Origin of the sequence: Sabulicella rubraurantiaca (assembly GCF_017355885.1) — a bacterium.
GTDB lineage: Bacteria > Pseudomonadota > Alphaproteobacteria > Acetobacterales > Acetobacteraceae > Roseococcus > Roseococcus rubraurantiacus.
The window spans coordinates 144,191-159,114 of the sequence record NZ_JAFEUU010000003.1 but is presented as its reverse complement, the minus strand read 5'-3'; the positions used below and the strand labels follow the sequence as shown (position 1 = coordinate 159,114).

Genomic DNA, 14,924 nt, shown 5'->3' with positions numbered 1-14,924 from the left:
GCCCATGCGCGACAAGATGACCGGCTACGCCCCCCGTTTCACCCCCGGCGTGACGCCGGAGGAGGTCCAGATCGTTTCCACCCGCACGCCGATGTGCGACGGCGGCGGCGGGACGCTCGGCCATCCACGCGTGGCGCTGCGGATCGAGAACGGGGAAGTGGTCTGCCCCTACTGCTCGCGCACCTTCCGCCTGGCCGAGGGCGCGGGGCATGACGACCACCACTGAGGCGGCCGCCGCCCCGGAGGCGGAAGCCGCGCAGCCGCACCTGATCCTGGTGGACGGCTCGGGCTACATCTTCCGGGCCTATCACGCCCTGCCGCCGGTGACGCGCCCGGACGGCACGCAGGTCAATGCGGTGTTCGGCTTCTCGCAGATGCTGGAGCGCTTCCTGCGCGAGCACACGGCGACGCACCTCGCCGTCGTGTTCGACCACGCGCGCAAGACCTTCCGCGCCGAGATCTTCCCCGAATACAAGGCGCATCGCCCGCCGCCCGACCCGGAGCTGGTGCCGCAATTCGCGCTGATCCGCGAGGCGACCGCCGCCTTCGGCGTCTCCTGCGTCGAGCAGCCGGGCTTCGAGGCCGACGACCTGATCGCCGCCTATGCGCGCGAGTTCACGGAGAAGACCGGCGGGCGCGTCACCATCGTCTCCTCCGACAAGGATCTGATGCAGCTGATCCGCCCAGGCGTGGTGATGCTGGAGCCGATCAAGCGCACCGAGATCGGCGAGGCGCAGGTGCTGGAGAAGTTCGGCGTGCCGCCTGCCAAGGTGGTGGAGGTGCAGGCCCTGGCCGGCGACTCGACGGACAACGTGCCCGGCGTGCCAGGCATCGGCGTGAAGACCGCCGCCCAGCTCATCACCGAATATGGCGATCTGGAAACGCTGCTGGCACGCGCGGGCGAGATCAAGCAGCCCAAGCGGCGCGAGACGCTGCTCGCCAATCTGGAGCAGGCGCGGATCAGCCGCCGCCTCGTCCAGCTGGACGAGAACGCCCCCCTTCCGGAGCCGGTGGAGGCGCTGAAGGCCAAGCCGCCCGAGCCCGCCCGGCTGCGCGCCTTCCTGGAAGAGAATAATTTCCGCTCCATCCTCGCGCGCACCGGCCTCGGCAACGCGGCCGAGGGCAAGCAGGATTTCCGCACCGCCGCCCCCGCGAAGCCGGTGGTGGTGGACCCGGCGGCCGCGCCCTTCGGCCCCTATACGACGATCCAGGACCTGGATGCGCTGAACACGGTGATCCGCGAGGCGCGCGAGGCGGGCATCCTGGCCGTGGACACCGAGACGGACAGCCTGGATGCGCTCAACGCGAATCTCGTCGGCATCTGCCTCGCCACCGCGCCGGGCCGCGCCTGCTACGTGCCGCTGCGCCATCGCGGCCGCGACATGCTGGAGCCGGTGCCGCCGCAGATCCCGCTGGAGGATGCCGTCACCGCGCTGCGCCCGGTGCTGGAGGACCCGACGGTCCTCAAGCTGCTGCTCAACGCGAAATACGACCTGGAGGTGCTGGCGCGGCCGGAGAATGGCGGGCTGCGCGTCACGCCCTTCGACGACGTGATGCTCATTTCCTACGCGCTGGATGCCGGGCGGCACGGGCATGGCATGGATGAGCTGGCGCTGGAGCATCTCGGCCATACCTGCGTCACCTTCAACGAGGTGACGGGGACGGGCCGCGCCCGCATTCCCTTCGCCGAAGTGCCGCTCGACCGCGCCACGCATTACGGCGCGGAGGATGCGGACGTGACGCTGCGCCTGTGGCGCATGCTGAAGCCGCGCCTCCTGCCCGAGAAATCCCTCGCCCTCTACGAGAGGATCGAGCGGCGCATGGTGCCCGTGCTGATGGCGATGGAGCAGGACGGCATCCGCGTGGACCGCGAGGAGCTGGAGCGCATCGGCCAGGATTTCAGCGAGCGCCTCGTGGTGATCGAGGCCCGCATCCACGAGCTGGCCGGGCGCCCCTTCTCCGTCGGCTCGCCCAAGCAGCTCGGCGAGATCCTGTTCGACGAGATGGGGCTGAAGGGCGGTCGCAAGGGCAAGACCGGCGCCTACTCGACCGACGCCCAGGTGCTGGAGGACCTGGCGGCGCAAGGCCATGCCCTGCCGCGCGCCGTGCTGGAATGGCGGCAGATCGCCAAGCTGAAATCCACCTACGTGGACGGGCTGACCGCGCAGATCGCCGCGGATGGCCGCGTCCACACGGATTTCTCCATGGCCATCACCTCGACGGGCCGCCTGTCCTCCACCGAGCCGAACCTGCAGAACATCCCCATCCGCACGGAGGAAGGGGCGAGGCTGCGTCGGGCCTTTGTGGCGGAGCCGGGGCACCTGCTGCTTGCGGCCGACTACAGCCAGATCGAGCTGCGCCTCCTCGCCCATCTGGCCGAGGTGCCGTCCCTGATGGAGGCGTTCCAGCGCGGCGAGGACATCCACGCCCGCACCGCCGCCGACATTTTCGGCCTGCCGCTCGACGCCGTGGACCGCGAGGCGCGGCGCCGCGCCAAGACGCTGAACTTCGGCATCATCTACGGGATGAGCGCCTTCGGCCTCGCCGCGAGGCTCGGCATCCCGACCGGCGAGGCGAAGGGGGTGATCGACGCCTATTTCGCTCGCTACCCCGGCATCCTGGCGGCGATGGAGCGCATCAAGGATGAGGCGCGGACCAACAAGTTCGTCTGCTCCCCCTTCGGGCGGCGGCTGTGGATCCGCAACATCGACGACAAGAACCCCGCCTTCCGCGCCGGCGCCGAGCGCCAGGCGATCAACGCCCCCTTCCAGGGCGGCGCGGCGGAGGTGATCAAGCGCGCGATGGTGCGCGTTCCCCGCGCCCTTGCCGATGCCGGGCTGCGTGGCCGCATGCTGCTGCAGGTGCATGACGAGCTGGTGCTGGAAGTGCCCGAGGCGGAAGCCGAGGCGACCGGCGCCCTGCTACGCGAGGTGATGGAAGGCGTCGCCTCGTTGCGCGTGCCGCTTCTGGTCGAGATCGGCACCGGGCGGAACTGGGCGGAGGCGCACTGAACTCCCCGTGAAAGCAGGGGTGCCACCCGCCCGGCCGGATGGGCAGGTGGCGCGTTCCCTGGCATGGTGAGCGCAACGCCAGTCCAGGAACAGCAGGTCCATGAGCTTCGCCGCGGAGGAACGCCGTGTCCTCGCCAGCGTGTCCGGTGCGCATTTCGTCAGCCACGTCCACATCCTGGCGCTGCCGCCGCTGTTTCCGTTGCTGCGCGATTCCTTTGGCGTCGGCTTTGTCGAGCTTGGGCTGGCGCTGACGCTGTTCAACGTCGTTTCCGCCGTTACCCAGGCGCCGATCGGGTTCTGGGTGGACCGGTTCGGTCCACGCCGGGCGCTGGTGGGCGGGTTGATGCTCGGCGGCCTCGCCTTCGTGCTGGCGGGGATCATGGGCAGCTATGCCGGGCTGCTGGTGGCCGCCGTGCTCGCCGGCCTCGCCAACAGCGTCTACCACCCGGCCGATTACGCCATCCTCGGCACCTCGATGAAGGAGGTGCATGTGGGCCGCGCTTTCTCCCTGCATACATTTGCCGGCTACCTGGGCAGCGCAATGGCGCCGGCCTTCATGCTGGGTGCCGCCTGGCTGTTCGGCGCCGGGGGCGCGCTGGTGGCGGTCGGGCTGCTCGGCCCGCTCTTCGCCCTGCCCCTGCTGCGCGATGCGGCGGGCGAACGCATCCGGCCCCGCGCCGTCCATGCAGGCGGGGTGAAGCCGCGCATCCTGTCCCCCACCGTCATCGCCATGACGGGGTTCTTCGTGATGATCTCGATGTCGTTCGGCGCGGTGCAGGGCTTCTCCGTCTCGGCCTGGAACCAGGCGCATGGGCTGTCGCTCGTGTCGGGCAACATGGCCTTGACCGCCTGGCTGGCGATGAGCGCGGTGGGCGTGCTGGCCGGGGGCTGGGTGGCGGATCGCACGCGGCGGCATGGGCTGGTGGCGGCGGGCGGCTTCGGCGCGGCGGGGGCGCTGATCCTCTTCGCCGGGTTGGTGCCCATGGGTTTGGTGCCGCTGCTGCTGGTGATGGGGCTGTCCGGCTTCCTGTCCGGCATCATCATGCCCTCGCGCGACATGCTGGTGCGCGCCGCCGCGCCGCCGGGCCAGGCCGGGGCGGTATTCGGGGTGGTCAGCACGGGATTCAACATCGGTGGCGTGGCCGGGCCGCCCGCCTGGGGTTGGATGCTGGACCACGGCCAGCCGCTTTCCGTCTTCACGGGCGCCGCCGTCTGCATGGGCCTCGCTGTGGCCATGGCGCTGTGGCAGGAGCGCGGGCGGCAGCGCCGCGCCCTGGCGGCGGCGGAATAGCTTTCATTCCCGTCCAGGCGCGGCTTCTGCTCGGCAGCACCGCGTAGCCGCGGCGCCTCACCCCTCCCGCAGCTGCGGGTTGTCGAAGACCGGCTCGCGGTAGCGGCGCAGCGCGTCGCCCAGACCGGCTTCCAGGGCGCGCTTCTCCTCCGGTGGCAGGAAGCGTCCGATCTCCACATGCCGGGCGCGGTGCCGCACCACCAGCCTGCCCTCCCCGTCCCAGCCCAGCCGGGCCCAGAACGGGTCGAACTCAACCTCCACCAGCCGCCTTCCCTCACGCCGCCGCACCAGGAGCCGCCCTTCGGTGAGCATCACCAGTTCGGCCGAATTGCCGGCGCGGAGCCGGTAGATGGCGAGGAGCAGGATGACCAGCACCACCTCGACCCCGGCGAAGATCGTCACCGGCCAGGCGCCCATCAGGGTGCAGACCGTGCCGCCGAAGGTGAAGCCGAGGAGCAGCAGCCCGGCCACGACCCGGAACCCGCTCTGATCCATGCTGAGCAGGGGCGCGGAGCGGGCCTCGAACAGGGCGGGGCTGTGCGGCATCCCCCTATCAGATAGAACGCTCCGCGTGGAGAAAACCCCTAAGACGCCGCTTCACGGCACCGCCCGCGCCCCGCGCCGCGCACGGCTGATGTCGCGCGACCAAGCCGCCGCTTTCCTCCATGCCCTGGCCGCGGCCAACCCCACGCCGCAGACGGAGCTGATCTACACCGACGCCTTCACCCTGCTCTGCGCCGTCGTGCTCTCGGCGCAAAGCACGGATGCCATGGTGAACAAGGTGACGCCCGCCCTGTTCGAGGCGGCGCCGGACCCCACCTCCATGGCGGCGCTGGGGGCCGAGGGGATCGGACCGCTGATCCGCCGCCTCGGGCTATGGCAGGCCAAGGCGCGCAACCTTGCCGCGCTGGCGGCGCTGCTGGTCGAGCGACACGGCGGCGAGGTCCCGCGCACGCGGGAAGGGCTGGAGGCTCTGCCGGGCGTCGGGCGCAAGACCGCCAACGTGGTGCTGAACGTGATGTTCGGCGAGGAAACCATGGCGGTGGACACGCACATCTTCCGCCTGGGCAACCGCACCGGCCTCGCCCCCGGGCGCAACCCGCGCGAGGTGGAGGATGCGCTGGTGAAGCGCTGCCCGCCCGGCCTGCTGCGGGACGCGCATCACTGGCTGATCCTGCACGGGCGGCACGTGTGCAAGGCGCGCCAGCCCGAATGCTGGCGCTGCCCGGCGATCCGCTTTTGCAACTACCGCGACAAGGTGTTGCCCCCCGCCGCATGAATGGCGAGGAAAGGCCGCCTCAGGCGGCGGCCTTGATCGCGACGGCCTTCACATCCTCGCCGACGGCACCGGCGAAGCTCTCGAAATTCGCCTCGAAGCGCTTCACCAGATCCGCCGCGGTGCGGTCATAGGCGGCCTTGTCCGCCCAGGCCGCGCGCGGGTTCAGCACCTCGGCCGGGACGCCCGGCACCGCCTTCGGGATCATCAGCCCGAAGAACGGATCCTTCTCGAACTCGGCGTGGGCGAGGGAGCCGTCGAGCGCCGCGCGCAGCAGGGCGCGGGTGTGCTGGATGCTCATGCGGTGGCCGGTGCCGTAGGCGCCGCCCGTCCAGCCCGTGTTCACCAGCCAGCAATCGGCTCCGTCGCGCGCGATGCGCTCGGCCAGCATCTTGCCGTAGACCTCGGGGTGACGCGGCAGGAAGGGCGCGCCGAAGCAGGTCGAGAAGGTGGCCTGCGGCTCCTTGCCCAGCCCCTTCTCCGTGCCCGCCACGCGCGCGGTGTAGCCGGACAGGAAGTGGTACATGGCCTGGGCCGGCGTCAGCTTGGAGATGGGCGGCAGCACGCCGAAGGCGTCGGCCGTCAGCATCACCACGTTCTTCGGCAGGCCGGCCACCCCGCCCGGCGCGATGCCCGGGATGAACTCGATCGGGTAGCAGGAGCGGGTGTTCTCCGTGTAGCGGTTGTCGTCGAGGTCGAGATGGCCCCGCTCATCCGCCACCACGTTCTCCAGCACCGCGCCGAAGCGGTGGGAGGCGTCCCAGATCTGCGGCTCGGCATCCTTGGAGAGCTTGATGACCTTGGCGTAGCAGCCGCCCTCGAAGTTGAAGACGCCCGTGTCGCTCCAGCCATGCTCGTCATCGCCGATCAGCGCGCGCTCGGGGTCGCTGCTCAGCGTGGTCTTGCCAGTGCCCGACAGGCCAAAGAACAGCGCCACGTCGCCCTGCTTGCCCACATTGGCGGAGCAATGCATCGGCAGCACGCCGCGCTCCGGCAGCAGCCAGTTCATGACGGTGAAGATGCTCTTCTTGATCTCGCCGGCATAGCTCGTGCCCGCGATCACGATGGTCTTCGCCGCGAAGGACAGGGCGATGCAGGTGGATGAGCGGCAGCCGTCGCGCTCCGGCTCGGCTTCGTATTCCGGGGCATGGACGATGGTGAAGTCCGGCGTGAAGCCCTCCAGCTCCGTCACCGGGGGCCGGATGAACATGTTGCGCGCGAAGAGCGCGTGCCAGGCATTGGTGGTGACGAGGCGCACGCGGATGCGGTGCGCCGGGTCGGCGCCGGCATAGAGGTCCTGGGTGAAGAGAACCGGGCGCGCGCCCAGCCATTCGCGGACGCGGGCGGCAAAGCCGGCGAATTTCTCCGGCGCCATCTTCTGGTTGACCTTGCCCCACCAGACCTGGTCGGTCACGGCAGGATCGTCCACCACGAACTTGTCCTGCACGGAGCGGCCGGTGTGCTGGCCGGTCAGGGCGATGAAGGCGCCATCGGCGGACAGGCGGCCCTCCCCGCGGGAGAGCGCGTGCTGCACCAGCGCCGGAGCGGTGAGGTTGGCGTGAACCGTAGAGGCGGCGACGACGCCGGTGCCGGCGAGGGCGGAAGCGGACATGCGATGTTCCCAAATGGCTCGAGCGCCGTGACCCGGATTCAGTTCCCGGCCGGGCGCTGATGGAGCAAGGCTTTGGCGGAAATAGGGCCGCGCCGGACCTGCGGTCAATGACCTGACAACGCAGGCGCAGCAAAGGAAACCGATGGGTTCCCTCTGGGTTATCCTCTCTTGGCCCGCGCTTCCCGCGCGGCCCAGACAAGTTCATCCCGCACTGCCGAAGGCGTGGTCACGGGCGCGCGGAAAGCAAGGCGCAAGGCCGGTTTCTCCTCACAAGCGAGGTCACAGCCATCGGCATCCACGGTGACCAAGCGCCACTCCCCCGCCCCCCCGCCCAAGGCGGCGGCGATGGCCATCACGGCATCGACATGGTCAGCATTGACGTGTCCCAGAATGTCCGACTCGGCGGCGAGCAACGATTCGGCGGCTGGCGGCGCGAGTTCGGCGGCGGAAAGGCGCCGGGCGCGGGCGAAGCCGCCCACCAGCAGCGCCCCGCCCGGCTGGACCCGCCAGAGCGCGAAATCGGCGAAATCGGCATAGAGCGCGGCATAGGGGTGGCAGGCCAGCCAGCGCGATTTCAGCGCGGGATCCTCGATCACCTCGGCCAAGCCGGTCACGGTCACGCGCGGCGCGGTTTGCGGGTTTGGCCCCCCCGCCGCCCCGGTGAAGAGCAGGGCGCAGCGCCCGTTGCGGCGAAGCTGCCGCGTGTGCTCGGAGAGGGAGGAGAGCCAGAGCAGGACCGACCCGTCCGGCGCCGTGGCCGGGGTGACCAGCGAGGCGAAGGGCTGGCCTTCCGCCTCCGTCGCCAGGGTGGCGGAGCGGGCGGCGCGGATCAGGCGGCGAGCGGCGAAGCCATCGTCCTCGGTCATGGGTCCTGTGTCCCGCCGGCTCGATCGGGGGTCAAGGCAGCTCCCTCTGCCATGATGCGTTCACCTCTTGGCCTCTCCCTGCCACAATTGCCTGCCATATTCCTTGCAGATGCCAACCGGATTTTCGCCGATGCCGCAGACCATCGCCCTCGTGGATGACGACCGCAACATCCTCACCAGCGTCTCCATGACGCTGGAACAGGAGGGCTACGCCGTCCGCACCTACACGGATGGGGAGAGCGCGCTGCAGGGGCTGATGAGCAAGCCTGCCGACCTCGCCGTGCTGGACGTGAAGATGCCGCGCATGGATGGGATGGAGCTGCTGCAGCGGCTGCGCGCCCGTTCCACCATGCCGGTCATCTTCCTCACCTCCAAGGACGAGGAGGTGGACGAGGTGATGGGGCTGCGCCTCGGCGCCGACGACTACATCACCAAGCCCTTCTCGCAGCGCCTCCTCCTCGAGCGCATCCGCGCCCTGCTCCGCCGCAACGAGGCGAGCCGGGCGGAGGCGAGCGGCCAGGCGCCCGGCGGCCTCATGGTGCGCGGCGACCTGGTGCTGGACGAGACCAAGCACTCCTGCACCTGGAAGGGGAAGCCGGTGCAGCTGACGGTCACCGAGTTCCTGCTGGTGAAGACGCTCGCGGCGCGGCCCGGCCTCGTGAAGAACCGCGACCAGCTGATCGACTCCGCCTATGGCGAGAACATCTACGTGGACGATCGCACCATCGACAGCCACGTGAAGCGCGTCCGCAAGAAGTTCCGCGCGGTCGACGATGATTTCGCGCAGATCGAGACGCTCTACGGCATCGGCTACCGCTACAAGGAGCAGTAGAGGCGAGCACGACGCCGTGCGAGGTCGTCGAACGCTGGGTCGAGAGGTTCAACGCCGCCGATCCGGGCGGCTTTGCCGAGCTCTACCACGAGGACGCGGTCAACCATCAGGCCACGCAGGAGCCCGTCGAGGGCCGCGAGGACATCCGCGCGATGTTCAGGCGGGAATTCGCAGCGGCTGAGATGGTCTGCCTCGTCGAAGCCATCCACAGGCCGGCGAGGTCGTGGCGCGCGAACGGCGCGATCCCCTCGGCCTGCGCGGCTGCGGCTTCTTCACGATCCGCGCGGGATGTATCACCTTCCAGCGCGGCTATTAAGGCAAGCTGTCCTTCCTCCGGATGCACGGCCTGCCCATCGCCTAGCGTGGACCTTCTGCGCCTAGCGGATCGAAAGTGTCATCCGGTAGGGCGCGCCGCCGCGCTCTGTGCCCATCACCAGCAGGTATTCGCCGCTGCGCGGCAGCACCAGGCGGAAGCGCTTGCCGTTGCCGGTGTCGAGCGGATCGGGCGTGATGTCCACCGCCGTGCCATCCACCGCCAGCCGCCATCCCGGCGCCCAGACGGACAGCGCTGCGTTGCGCTCGGGGCTGTCCACCCGCACCTCCATCGTCTGGCCGGCGCGGGCGCGCAGGGTGAAGCAATCCGGCGCGCCGCGTGGCACGGCGCCATCCACCACCGTGCCGCTCGCGCCTGGGGCGAAGCGGAGCGGAGCGGGCGGATTGCAGCCCTCGGCGGCTGCCAGCCCGGGCGCGAGCGCCAAGGCGAGGAGAATCAGGAAGCGAGCCATTGCGGAAGCTCCGTCAGCTTGGTGATGTCGCCGCGCCCGCCCAGGTGCCCCCACAGGCCGCGCGGAATCAGGACCGGCCGCATCCCTGCGGCGCGCGCCGGCGCCACGTCATTGTCCAGCCGGTCCCCCACATAAGCGATGCGGCGCGGCTCGGCCCCGCAGGATTCGGCGACGCGGGCGAAGAAGCGTGGATCCGGCTTGCTGACGCCCCAGTCGTTGCTGGTGGCGATGAAATCCGCGCCGAGGTCGAGCGCGGCCAGCGCCTCGGCCACGCCACGCGGCTGGTTGCCGGCGATGCCGATCCGGAGTCCTGCCGCGCGCAACGAAGCGAGGGCGGGGCGCACGTCGGGGTAGAGATCGTCCTCGCCGGGGATTTCCAGCGCCGCCAGCCGCGCGCGATGGGCGGCGATGTCGATGCCCGGCGCCAATTCGCGCACCGTGCCGCCGATGCCCAGCCCGCGCGCGATGCCGTCGCGCAGCGCGGCGAGGAAGTGGGCCTCGTCCAGCCCCACCACCTCGGCCCAGCCGCGCCACATGCGCGCCTCGTTCACCAGCACCCCGCCCACGTCGAAGACGACGTGCGTGACGCTCACCACGTCATCTCCGCGAAGGCGATGCGGTTCTCCGCAAGGGGCACGGCGCGCGCGGTGATCGATTCCGTGTTGAACACGGACCGCACCGGCGTGCCGGTGCGGTCCGCCGGCAGGCGCAGCGTGGCGGTGGCAACGCTCGCCACGCCCTCGCGCCGCTCCGCCACCTCGCGCCCGTCCAGCAGCCCCACGTCGCGCGGCCAGGAGAAGTAGCCGCGCGGCCGCGTCAGCCGCACCAGCGCGCCGGCCCCGCGGTCCGCCTCGGCCAGGGGTGCGGGCGGGCGCAGGTGCAGCACCTCCGTCCCGCGCGGGAAGGGCGAGCGGAAGAAATGCGCGATGGGGTGGCCGGGCACTGCCAGCACGATCTCCAGCGACCAGCCCGGCTCCACCGTGACGGGACCCCAGACGCCGTCCGCGCCGGTTTCGCGCGCATGGATCGCCTCGCCTGTCCGTGCGCCAGTCGCCGGATCGACGCGGAACACCTCCACCCGCGCGCCTGTGACGGGGCGGTTGGTGGGCGCGCCGGAGGCCAGCCCGGTGACGATTCCGTTCAGCACCGGCCGCGCCTCGGGCGTGACGTCAAACGCCTGGGCCTCGCGCCCCGCGATGAAGCGGAAATACTCGCGGAAGGCGCGCCAGTGATACGCCACCTCGCGGTGATCGAGGCCGGGCAGCAGGATGTTGGTGGCGCCGCGCAGCATCGGCCCGTCCTGGTCCACCCCGGTGGGCGTGCCGGGGCGGCCGACGAAGCGCCCGTCGGGCTGGGCGTAGAGGTCATTGTCCGAGCGCAGCGTCAGGAACGCCGTGCCCTCCACCACGTCGCTCGCCCCGCCATTAAGGCGGCGCAGGAAGGGGGCGCGGCCATTGAACTCGCTGCCCTCGTTCCACTCCCAGTCATAGACGCCACGATTGGGGGTGCCGCAGGTGACGGCGTGCGACACCTCGGGCGCGCCGCCCGCATGGACGACAAAGTCGCGGATCGGGTAGCCGCCGCGGCTATTGCCCACCAGCGCCACGCGCGGCGCGCCGGTGCGCGCACGCAGGTCGCGCACGAAGAAAGCGAGGCGCTCGGTCTGCTCGGCAGCGGAGGAGCGGTTGGGCTGCGGCACCGCGTCATTCGCCCGCGCCAGCGGATCGGGCATGTTCACGGCCAGGAGGCGGTCGCGGGCGATGCCGTTGCTCTCGAAGCGCCAGAGCGTGGTCATCCACAGCGCCGCGTGGTCGCCATTGCCATGAACCAGCAGGATGGGTGGCGGCGCCGCGTCCTGCGCGCGGGCGAAGCGCAAGGCAGGAAGGGCCAGGGCGGCGCCCAGCAGGGCGCGGCGAGTCGAATTCATGCCGCAAGCCTAGCCAGCGCCACGCCACCCCGGAAGGGGATGGGGCTACTTCGCCGGCAGGGCGGCGCGCAGCGCCTCGACATAGGCGTTGCGCGCCGTCTGCATCGCGGCCAGCCGCGCCTGGAGCCGGGCGATCTCGCCCTCGACGAACTGGATGCCCGCGACCTGCGCCTTCGCCGCCTCGGACAGGGTGTCGAGTGCAAAGGTGCGGCCTTCGAAGGTGATGGTGGACATGGATTGGGTTTCCGCGACTGGGGTGGCGCTTGGTTCGGAGTTCGGCACTTGCCCGCTAGCCCTGAAGCGCTCGCATTCGGCCAGCGCCGCGGCCACCCATCTGGGGTCGGATGCGAGCCCGCGCGCGCGGGCGGAGCGGCAGGCGGCCAGCGCGGCCTCGCCACCGGTTTCCGGGTTGGTGGCGAGACATTCGGCGGAGACGCGTGACCGCAGCAAGGCCGTCACCCCCTCGGGCGGCGGCGGGGCGGCGGCAAGCCATTCCTCCGCGAGGCGGAACCCATCCCGCAGGAACAGCCCCGCCATGTAGACCGTCACCGAAGGAAAGGAGACGGCACCATCGGGCATGACCCCGATCATGGGAACCAACGGCGCGATCGAGGGGAGCGCGTGGTTGCCGTAGAGCGTCATGCCCCAGTAGGAGCCGGCGATGCCGGCGAAATGGAAGGCATCGCGCACGGGTTCCAGCCCCGCCTCGGCCATGGGCAGGATCTCGACCTTCGGCTTGGTGAGCACGACCGTGTCGTTGGCAACGTCCACGTAGAGCGCGCCGAATTGCAGCGCGGTCTGGAAATACGTGTCGCGAAGGATGCCCCATACGCAGCGCCCCTCCCCACCTTCCGCGAGAAACGCCTGCAGGGCGCGGCTTTCCCGGCAGGCCGGGCGCTCCATGCGTCGCTTCAACGCTTCGAAGACGTGCATCGTGATCTCACGGCAATAGCCATAGGGATAAGGCTTGCCGTAGGCGGCGGGGGCGTTGCCCTGCATCTCGGCATCCGTCTCGGCGCGGAGCGCGAGAAAGAGATCCATGAGCGCTGCCCGGGCCGGCAGCAGGTGCCGCGCGGTGAGGACACGGACGCGCCGCGACACGGGCGCGGGTTCCTGCGGCAGGAGCGGCCTTGCAACGGACGGGCTGGGCTGGTTCCGGTCGGACATGGCCTCTCTGATGGCGCATTTTCGGCGCGGGGCGAAAGGCGGCGCCCCTGTCCCGCCGCGCGGCGTCAGCCCCTCATGAGTCCAACCGAATCCCCAGCTCCCGGATCAGCGGGCGCCACAGCGCGTTCTCGGCCCGCACGAATTCGGCGAATTGCGCGGGTGTCCAGGGCTGATACTCGATGCCCAGGCCGCGCATCCGCGCCACCACCTCCGGCGACTGGATGGCGCCGATCATCTCCTGCGACAGCCGCGCGACGACCGGCGCGGGCGTGGCGGCAGGGACGCTCATGCCCTGCCAGCCCCAGGCGACCGTACCCGGATAGCCCAGCTCCACCATGGTCGGCGCATCGGGCACGTCGGGGGTGCGGCTCTCGGTCAGCGCGGCCAGCACCCGCACCTTGCGGTCGCGGATGAAGGGCAGGCCGGTGGCAGTGTCGATCACCACCACATCCACCTGGCCACTCAGCAGATCCTGCATGGCGGCGGGACCGCCGCGATACGGCACATGCGTCGCATCCATCCCGGTGCGGCGCTTCACCAGCTCCATCGCGAGGTGATGCGGCGAGGCGACGGCGGGCGTGCCATAGGTCGGGGCGCGGCGACGCGACGCTTCCAGAAGCCCGGCGAAATCGCGCGGCGAGGCGTCGTCCGGCCGCACGACGATGTAGAGCGGAAAGCGCCCGATGAAGCCGACCCCCACGAAGTCGCGATCCGGGTCATAGGGGAGGCGGGCATAGAGGGCGGGGTTGTACGTGAGGATGCCGTTGTCCACGTGCATCCAGGTGTGGCCGTCCGGCGCGGCGCGGGCAACAAGGTCGCTCGCCACCACGGCGCCGCCGCCCGGCCGGTTCTCCACCACCACGTTCTGGCCGAGGCGCTGACTCATCAGCCCGCCGATCAGCCGCGCGAAGACATCGGAGGCGCCGCCGGGCGGATAGCCGACGATCCAGCGGATCGGGCGGTCGGGGAAGCTGCCCTGCGCGCGCGCGGCCAGTGGCAGCGCCGCCGCGCCCAAACCCATCGCCAACTGCCTGCGCCCCAGCATCCCCCACATCCCCTGCCGATTCATCCGCTTCATCCTGGCGCAGCGAGGCGGCGCTTCCAAGCCGCCTAGGGCGCCGCCTCGATGCGGTTCCGCCCCGCCCGCTTCGCAGCGTAGAGCGCGGCATCGGCGCGTTCGATCAGCCGCGCGCTCCCCTCCCCAGGCGTGGCGGCGGCCAGCCCGCCCGAGACAGTGAGAGCGAGACGCGTCCCATCTTCCAGCATCACCCCTTCGCGCGCGATGGCCTGGCGCAGCGCCTCCGCCGCGCACATCGCGCGCTCGGGCGGAGTGCCGGGCATCAGCACGGCGAATTCCTCGCCGCCCAGCCGGGCGGGCATGTCGGCGGCGCGCGCCGCCTCGCGCAGCGTGGTGCCAAGGTGCCGCACCGCCAAATCGCCCGCCGCGTGGCCGTGCCGGTCGTTCACCGCCTTGAAGTGATCCACGTCGAGCAGCAGCAGGCAGGGCAGCGCATCGCCGGCGAGGTGCCGTTCCAGCGCCGTCTCGAAGGCGCGGCGGTTGGGCCGACCGGTGAGGACGTCCGTCGCCGCCTCGCGCCGCGCCTCCTCCAGCTCCTCGCGCAGGGCTTCGGCGCGGCGGCCGGTTTCGGCAAGGCGGCGGGCCAGGATGGCGCCCTTGTCGCGCAGCGCCTGGGTTTCGCGGATCAGGCCGGCCAGCACCTCCGGCCAGTCCGCAGTGCCGGAGGCGAGTGCCGCCGCGGCCCCTTCCAGCGACCTTTCGTAGCGCACCGCATCGGTGGCGGTGCCGTCGAGGATGACAGCGGCGTCGCGCACGGCCTCGCCCAGGCGCCGCGAAATCTCGGCGAGGGTGGGACCGGAGGGGCTGGCGCCGAAGCGGGCATGCAGCGCCGCCATCTCCGCCTCGCCCAAAGGGGACGGGTCGCGCAACCTGTCCTCCAGCGCCGCGCGCAGTGCCGCCGCCTGCCCGGCGTGGAACTCGAACCACAGCACGTAATTGGGCGGGGTGGGCCGAAGCCCGTGGTGCAGCAGCGCGGCGATGGCGTCGTGGGCATGGCGCATCGCCGGGTCGGTGCGCGTAGTCGATGGGGCGTCGCTGGGCATGGCGTCCCCCGATGCCTAGGCGTGCCGGGTTAACGA

15 protein-coding genes are annotated in these 14,924 nt (G+C 70.9%); 5 read left to right on the top strand and 10 right to left on the bottom strand.

Going from position 1 to position 14,924, the window contains the following annotated elements:
* Positions 1 to 4: 4 nt before the first annotated feature.
* The 3 genes from JTJ31_RS07540 to JTJ31_RS07530 all read left to right on the top strand — a co-directional run bounded on the left by JTJ31_RS07540 (position 5) and on the right by JTJ31_RS07530 (position 4,302).
* Positions 5 to 226 (top strand): zinc-finger domain-containing protein, encoded by a 222-nt coding sequence (locus JTJ31_RS07540; RefSeq protein WP_207538021.1) that lies wholly within the window; start codon positions 5 to 7, stop codon positions 224 to 226.
* Entirely contained in the window at positions 210 to 3,011 is a 2,802-nt protein-coding gene (gene polA, locus JTJ31_RS07535; protein ID WP_207538020.1) for a DNA polymerase I, read from the top strand. Before JTJ31_RS07540 ends, polA begins: the two co-directional genes overlap by 17 nt.
* Positions 3,012 to 3,111: 100 nt before the next feature.
* On the top strand, positions 3,112 to 4,302 hold the full coding sequence (locus JTJ31_RS07530) for an MFS transporter (RefSeq protein ID WP_207538019.1): 1,191 nt from the start codon (positions 3,112 to 3,114) through the stop codon (positions 4,300 to 4,302).
* Between the two features lie 57 nt (positions 4,303 to 4,359).
* On the opposite strand, the gene JTJ31_RS07525 is transcribed toward JTJ31_RS07530, so the two are convergent.
* The gene (locus JTJ31_RS07525; RefSeq protein ID WP_207538018.1) at positions 4,360 to 4,848 is read right to left on the bottom strand and encodes a DUF2244 domain-containing protein; all 489 of its coding nucleotides are present in this window, start codon (positions 4,846 to 4,848) and stop codon (positions 4,360 to 4,362) included.
* 88 nt (positions 4,849 to 4,936) lie between these two features.
* Here JTJ31_RS07525 and nth point away from each other — a divergent pair, with 88 nt between their 5' ends.
* Positions 4,937 to 5,581: an endonuclease III gene (nth, locus tag JTJ31_RS07520; RefSeq protein ID WP_207538237.1), complete on the top strand. Its 645-nt coding sequence runs from the start codon at positions 4,937 to 4,939 to the stop codon at positions 5,579 to 5,581.
* Positions 5,582 to 5,600: 19 nt separating this feature from the next.
* Here nth and JTJ31_RS07515 read toward each other — a convergent pair whose 3' ends face one another.
* The gene (locus tag JTJ31_RS07515; protein WP_207538017.1) at positions 5,601 to 7,190 is read right to left on the bottom strand and encodes a phosphoenolpyruvate carboxykinase; all 1,590 of its coding nucleotides are present in this window, start codon (positions 7,188 to 7,190) and stop codon (positions 5,601 to 5,603) included.
* A 158-nt stretch (positions 7,191 to 7,348) separates the two neighbouring features.
* On the bottom strand, positions 7,349 to 8,056 hold the full coding sequence (locus JTJ31_RS07510) for a HugZ family pyridoxamine 5'-phosphate oxidase (protein WP_207538016.1): 708 nt from the start codon (positions 8,054 to 8,056) through the stop codon (positions 7,349 to 7,351).
* 130 nt (positions 8,057 to 8,186) lie between these two features.
* Here JTJ31_RS07510 and JTJ31_RS07505 point away from each other — a divergent pair, with 130 nt between their 5' ends.
* Positions 8,187 to 8,888 (top strand): response regulator transcription factor, encoded by a 702-nt coding sequence (locus JTJ31_RS07505; protein ID WP_207538015.1) that lies wholly within the window; start codon positions 8,187 to 8,189, stop codon positions 8,886 to 8,888.
* 106 nt (positions 8,889 to 8,994) lie between these two features.
* Here the strand turns inward: JTJ31_RS07505 and JTJ31_RS24550 are convergent, their stop codons facing one another.
* The 7 genes from JTJ31_RS24550 to JTJ31_RS07470 all read right to left on the bottom strand — a co-directional run bounded on the left by JTJ31_RS24550 (position 8,995) and on the right by JTJ31_RS07470 (position 14,888).
* Positions 8,995 to 9,231 carry a hypothetical protein gene (locus JTJ31_RS24550; protein ID WP_236019973.1) on the bottom strand — a complete coding sequence of 79 codons (237 nt, stop codon included), beginning with the start codon at positions 9,229 to 9,231 and terminating at the stop codon, positions 8,995 to 8,997.
* Positions 9,232 to 9,265: 34 nt separating this feature from the next.
* The gene (locus tag JTJ31_RS07495; RefSeq protein ID WP_207538014.1) at positions 9,266 to 9,673 is read right to left on the bottom strand and encodes a hypothetical protein; all 408 of its coding nucleotides are present in this window, start codon (positions 9,671 to 9,673) and stop codon (positions 9,266 to 9,268) included.
* Entirely contained in the window at positions 9,658 to 10,266 is a 609-nt protein-coding gene (locus JTJ31_RS07490) for an HAD family hydrolase (protein ID WP_207538013.1), read from the bottom strand. The genes JTJ31_RS07495 and JTJ31_RS07490 overlap by 16 nt, the downstream gene beginning before the upstream one ends.
* Positions 10,263 to 11,600 carry a hydrolase gene (locus JTJ31_RS07485; protein ID WP_207538012.1) on the bottom strand — a complete coding sequence of 446 codons (1,338 nt, stop codon included), beginning with the start codon at positions 11,598 to 11,600 and terminating at the stop codon, positions 10,263 to 10,265. Before JTJ31_RS07485 ends, JTJ31_RS07490 begins: the two co-directional genes overlap by 4 nt.
* A gap of 45 nt (positions 11,601 to 11,645) precedes the next feature.
* Entirely contained in the window at positions 11,646 to 12,767 is a 1,122-nt protein-coding gene (locus tag JTJ31_RS07480) for a DUF6447 family protein (RefSeq protein WP_207538011.1), read from the bottom strand.
* Between the two features lie 73 nt (positions 12,768 to 12,840).
* Entirely contained in the window at positions 12,841 to 13,836 is a 996-nt protein-coding gene (locus JTJ31_RS07475) for a Bug family tripartite tricarboxylate transporter substrate binding protein (protein WP_236019972.1), read from the bottom strand.
* 41 nt (positions 13,837 to 13,877) lie between these two features.
* Positions 13,878 to 14,888, bottom strand: a complete 1,011-nt coding sequence (locus JTJ31_RS07470; protein WP_207538010.1) for a GGDEF domain-containing protein — start codon at positions 14,886 to 14,888, stop codon at positions 13,878 to 13,880.
* Between the last annotated feature and the right edge of the window lie 36 nt (positions 14,889 to 14,924).

Coding starts and splice junctions, on each gene's coding strand:
- JTJ31_RS07540 (WP_207538021.1), top strand. CDS start 5: ATGCGCGACAAGATGACCGGCTACGCCCCCCGTTTCACCCCCGGCGTG.
- polA (WP_207538020.1), top strand. CDS start 210: ATGACGACCACCACTGAGGCGGCCGCCGCCCCGGAGGCGGAAGCCGCG.
- JTJ31_RS07530 (WP_207538019.1), top strand. CDS start 3,112: ATGAGCTTCGCCGCGGAGGAACGCCGTGTCCTCGCCAGCGTGTCCGGT.
- JTJ31_RS07525 (WP_207538018.1), bottom strand. CDS start 4,848: ATGCCGCACAGCCCCGCCCTGTTCGAGGCCCGCTCCGCGCCCCTGCTC.
- nth (WP_207538237.1), top strand. CDS start 4,937: ATGTCGCGCGACCAAGCCGCCGCTTTCCTCCATGCCCTGGCCGCGGCC.
- JTJ31_RS07515 (WP_207538017.1), bottom strand. CDS start 7,190: ATGTCCGCTTCCGCCCTCGCCGGCACCGGCGTCGTCGCCGCCTCTACG.
- JTJ31_RS07510 (WP_207538016.1), bottom strand. CDS start 8,056: ATGACCGAGGACGATGGCTTCGCCGCTCGCCGCCTGATCCGCGCCGCC.
- JTJ31_RS07505 (WP_207538015.1), top strand. CDS start 8,187: ATGCCGCAGACCATCGCCCTCGTGGATGACGACCGCAACATCCTCACC.
- JTJ31_RS07495 (WP_207538014.1), bottom strand. CDS start 9,673: ATGGCTCGCTTCCTGATTCTCCTCGCCTTGGCGCTCGCGCCCGGGCTG.
- JTJ31_RS07485 (WP_207538012.1), bottom strand. CDS start 11,600: ATGAATTCGACTCGCCGCGCCCTGCTGGGCGCCGCCCTGGCCCTTCCT.
- JTJ31_RS07480 (WP_207538011.1), bottom strand. CDS start 12,767: ATGTCCGACCGGAACCAGCCCAGCCCGTCCGTTGCAAGGCCGCTCCTG.
- JTJ31_RS07475 (WP_236019972.1), bottom strand. CDS start 13,836: ATGAATCGGCAGGGGATGTGGGGGATGCTGGGGCGCAGGCAGTTGGCG.
- JTJ31_RS07470 (WP_207538010.1), bottom strand. CDS start 14,888: ATGCCCAGCGACGCCCCATCGACTACGCGCACCGACCCGGCGATGCGC.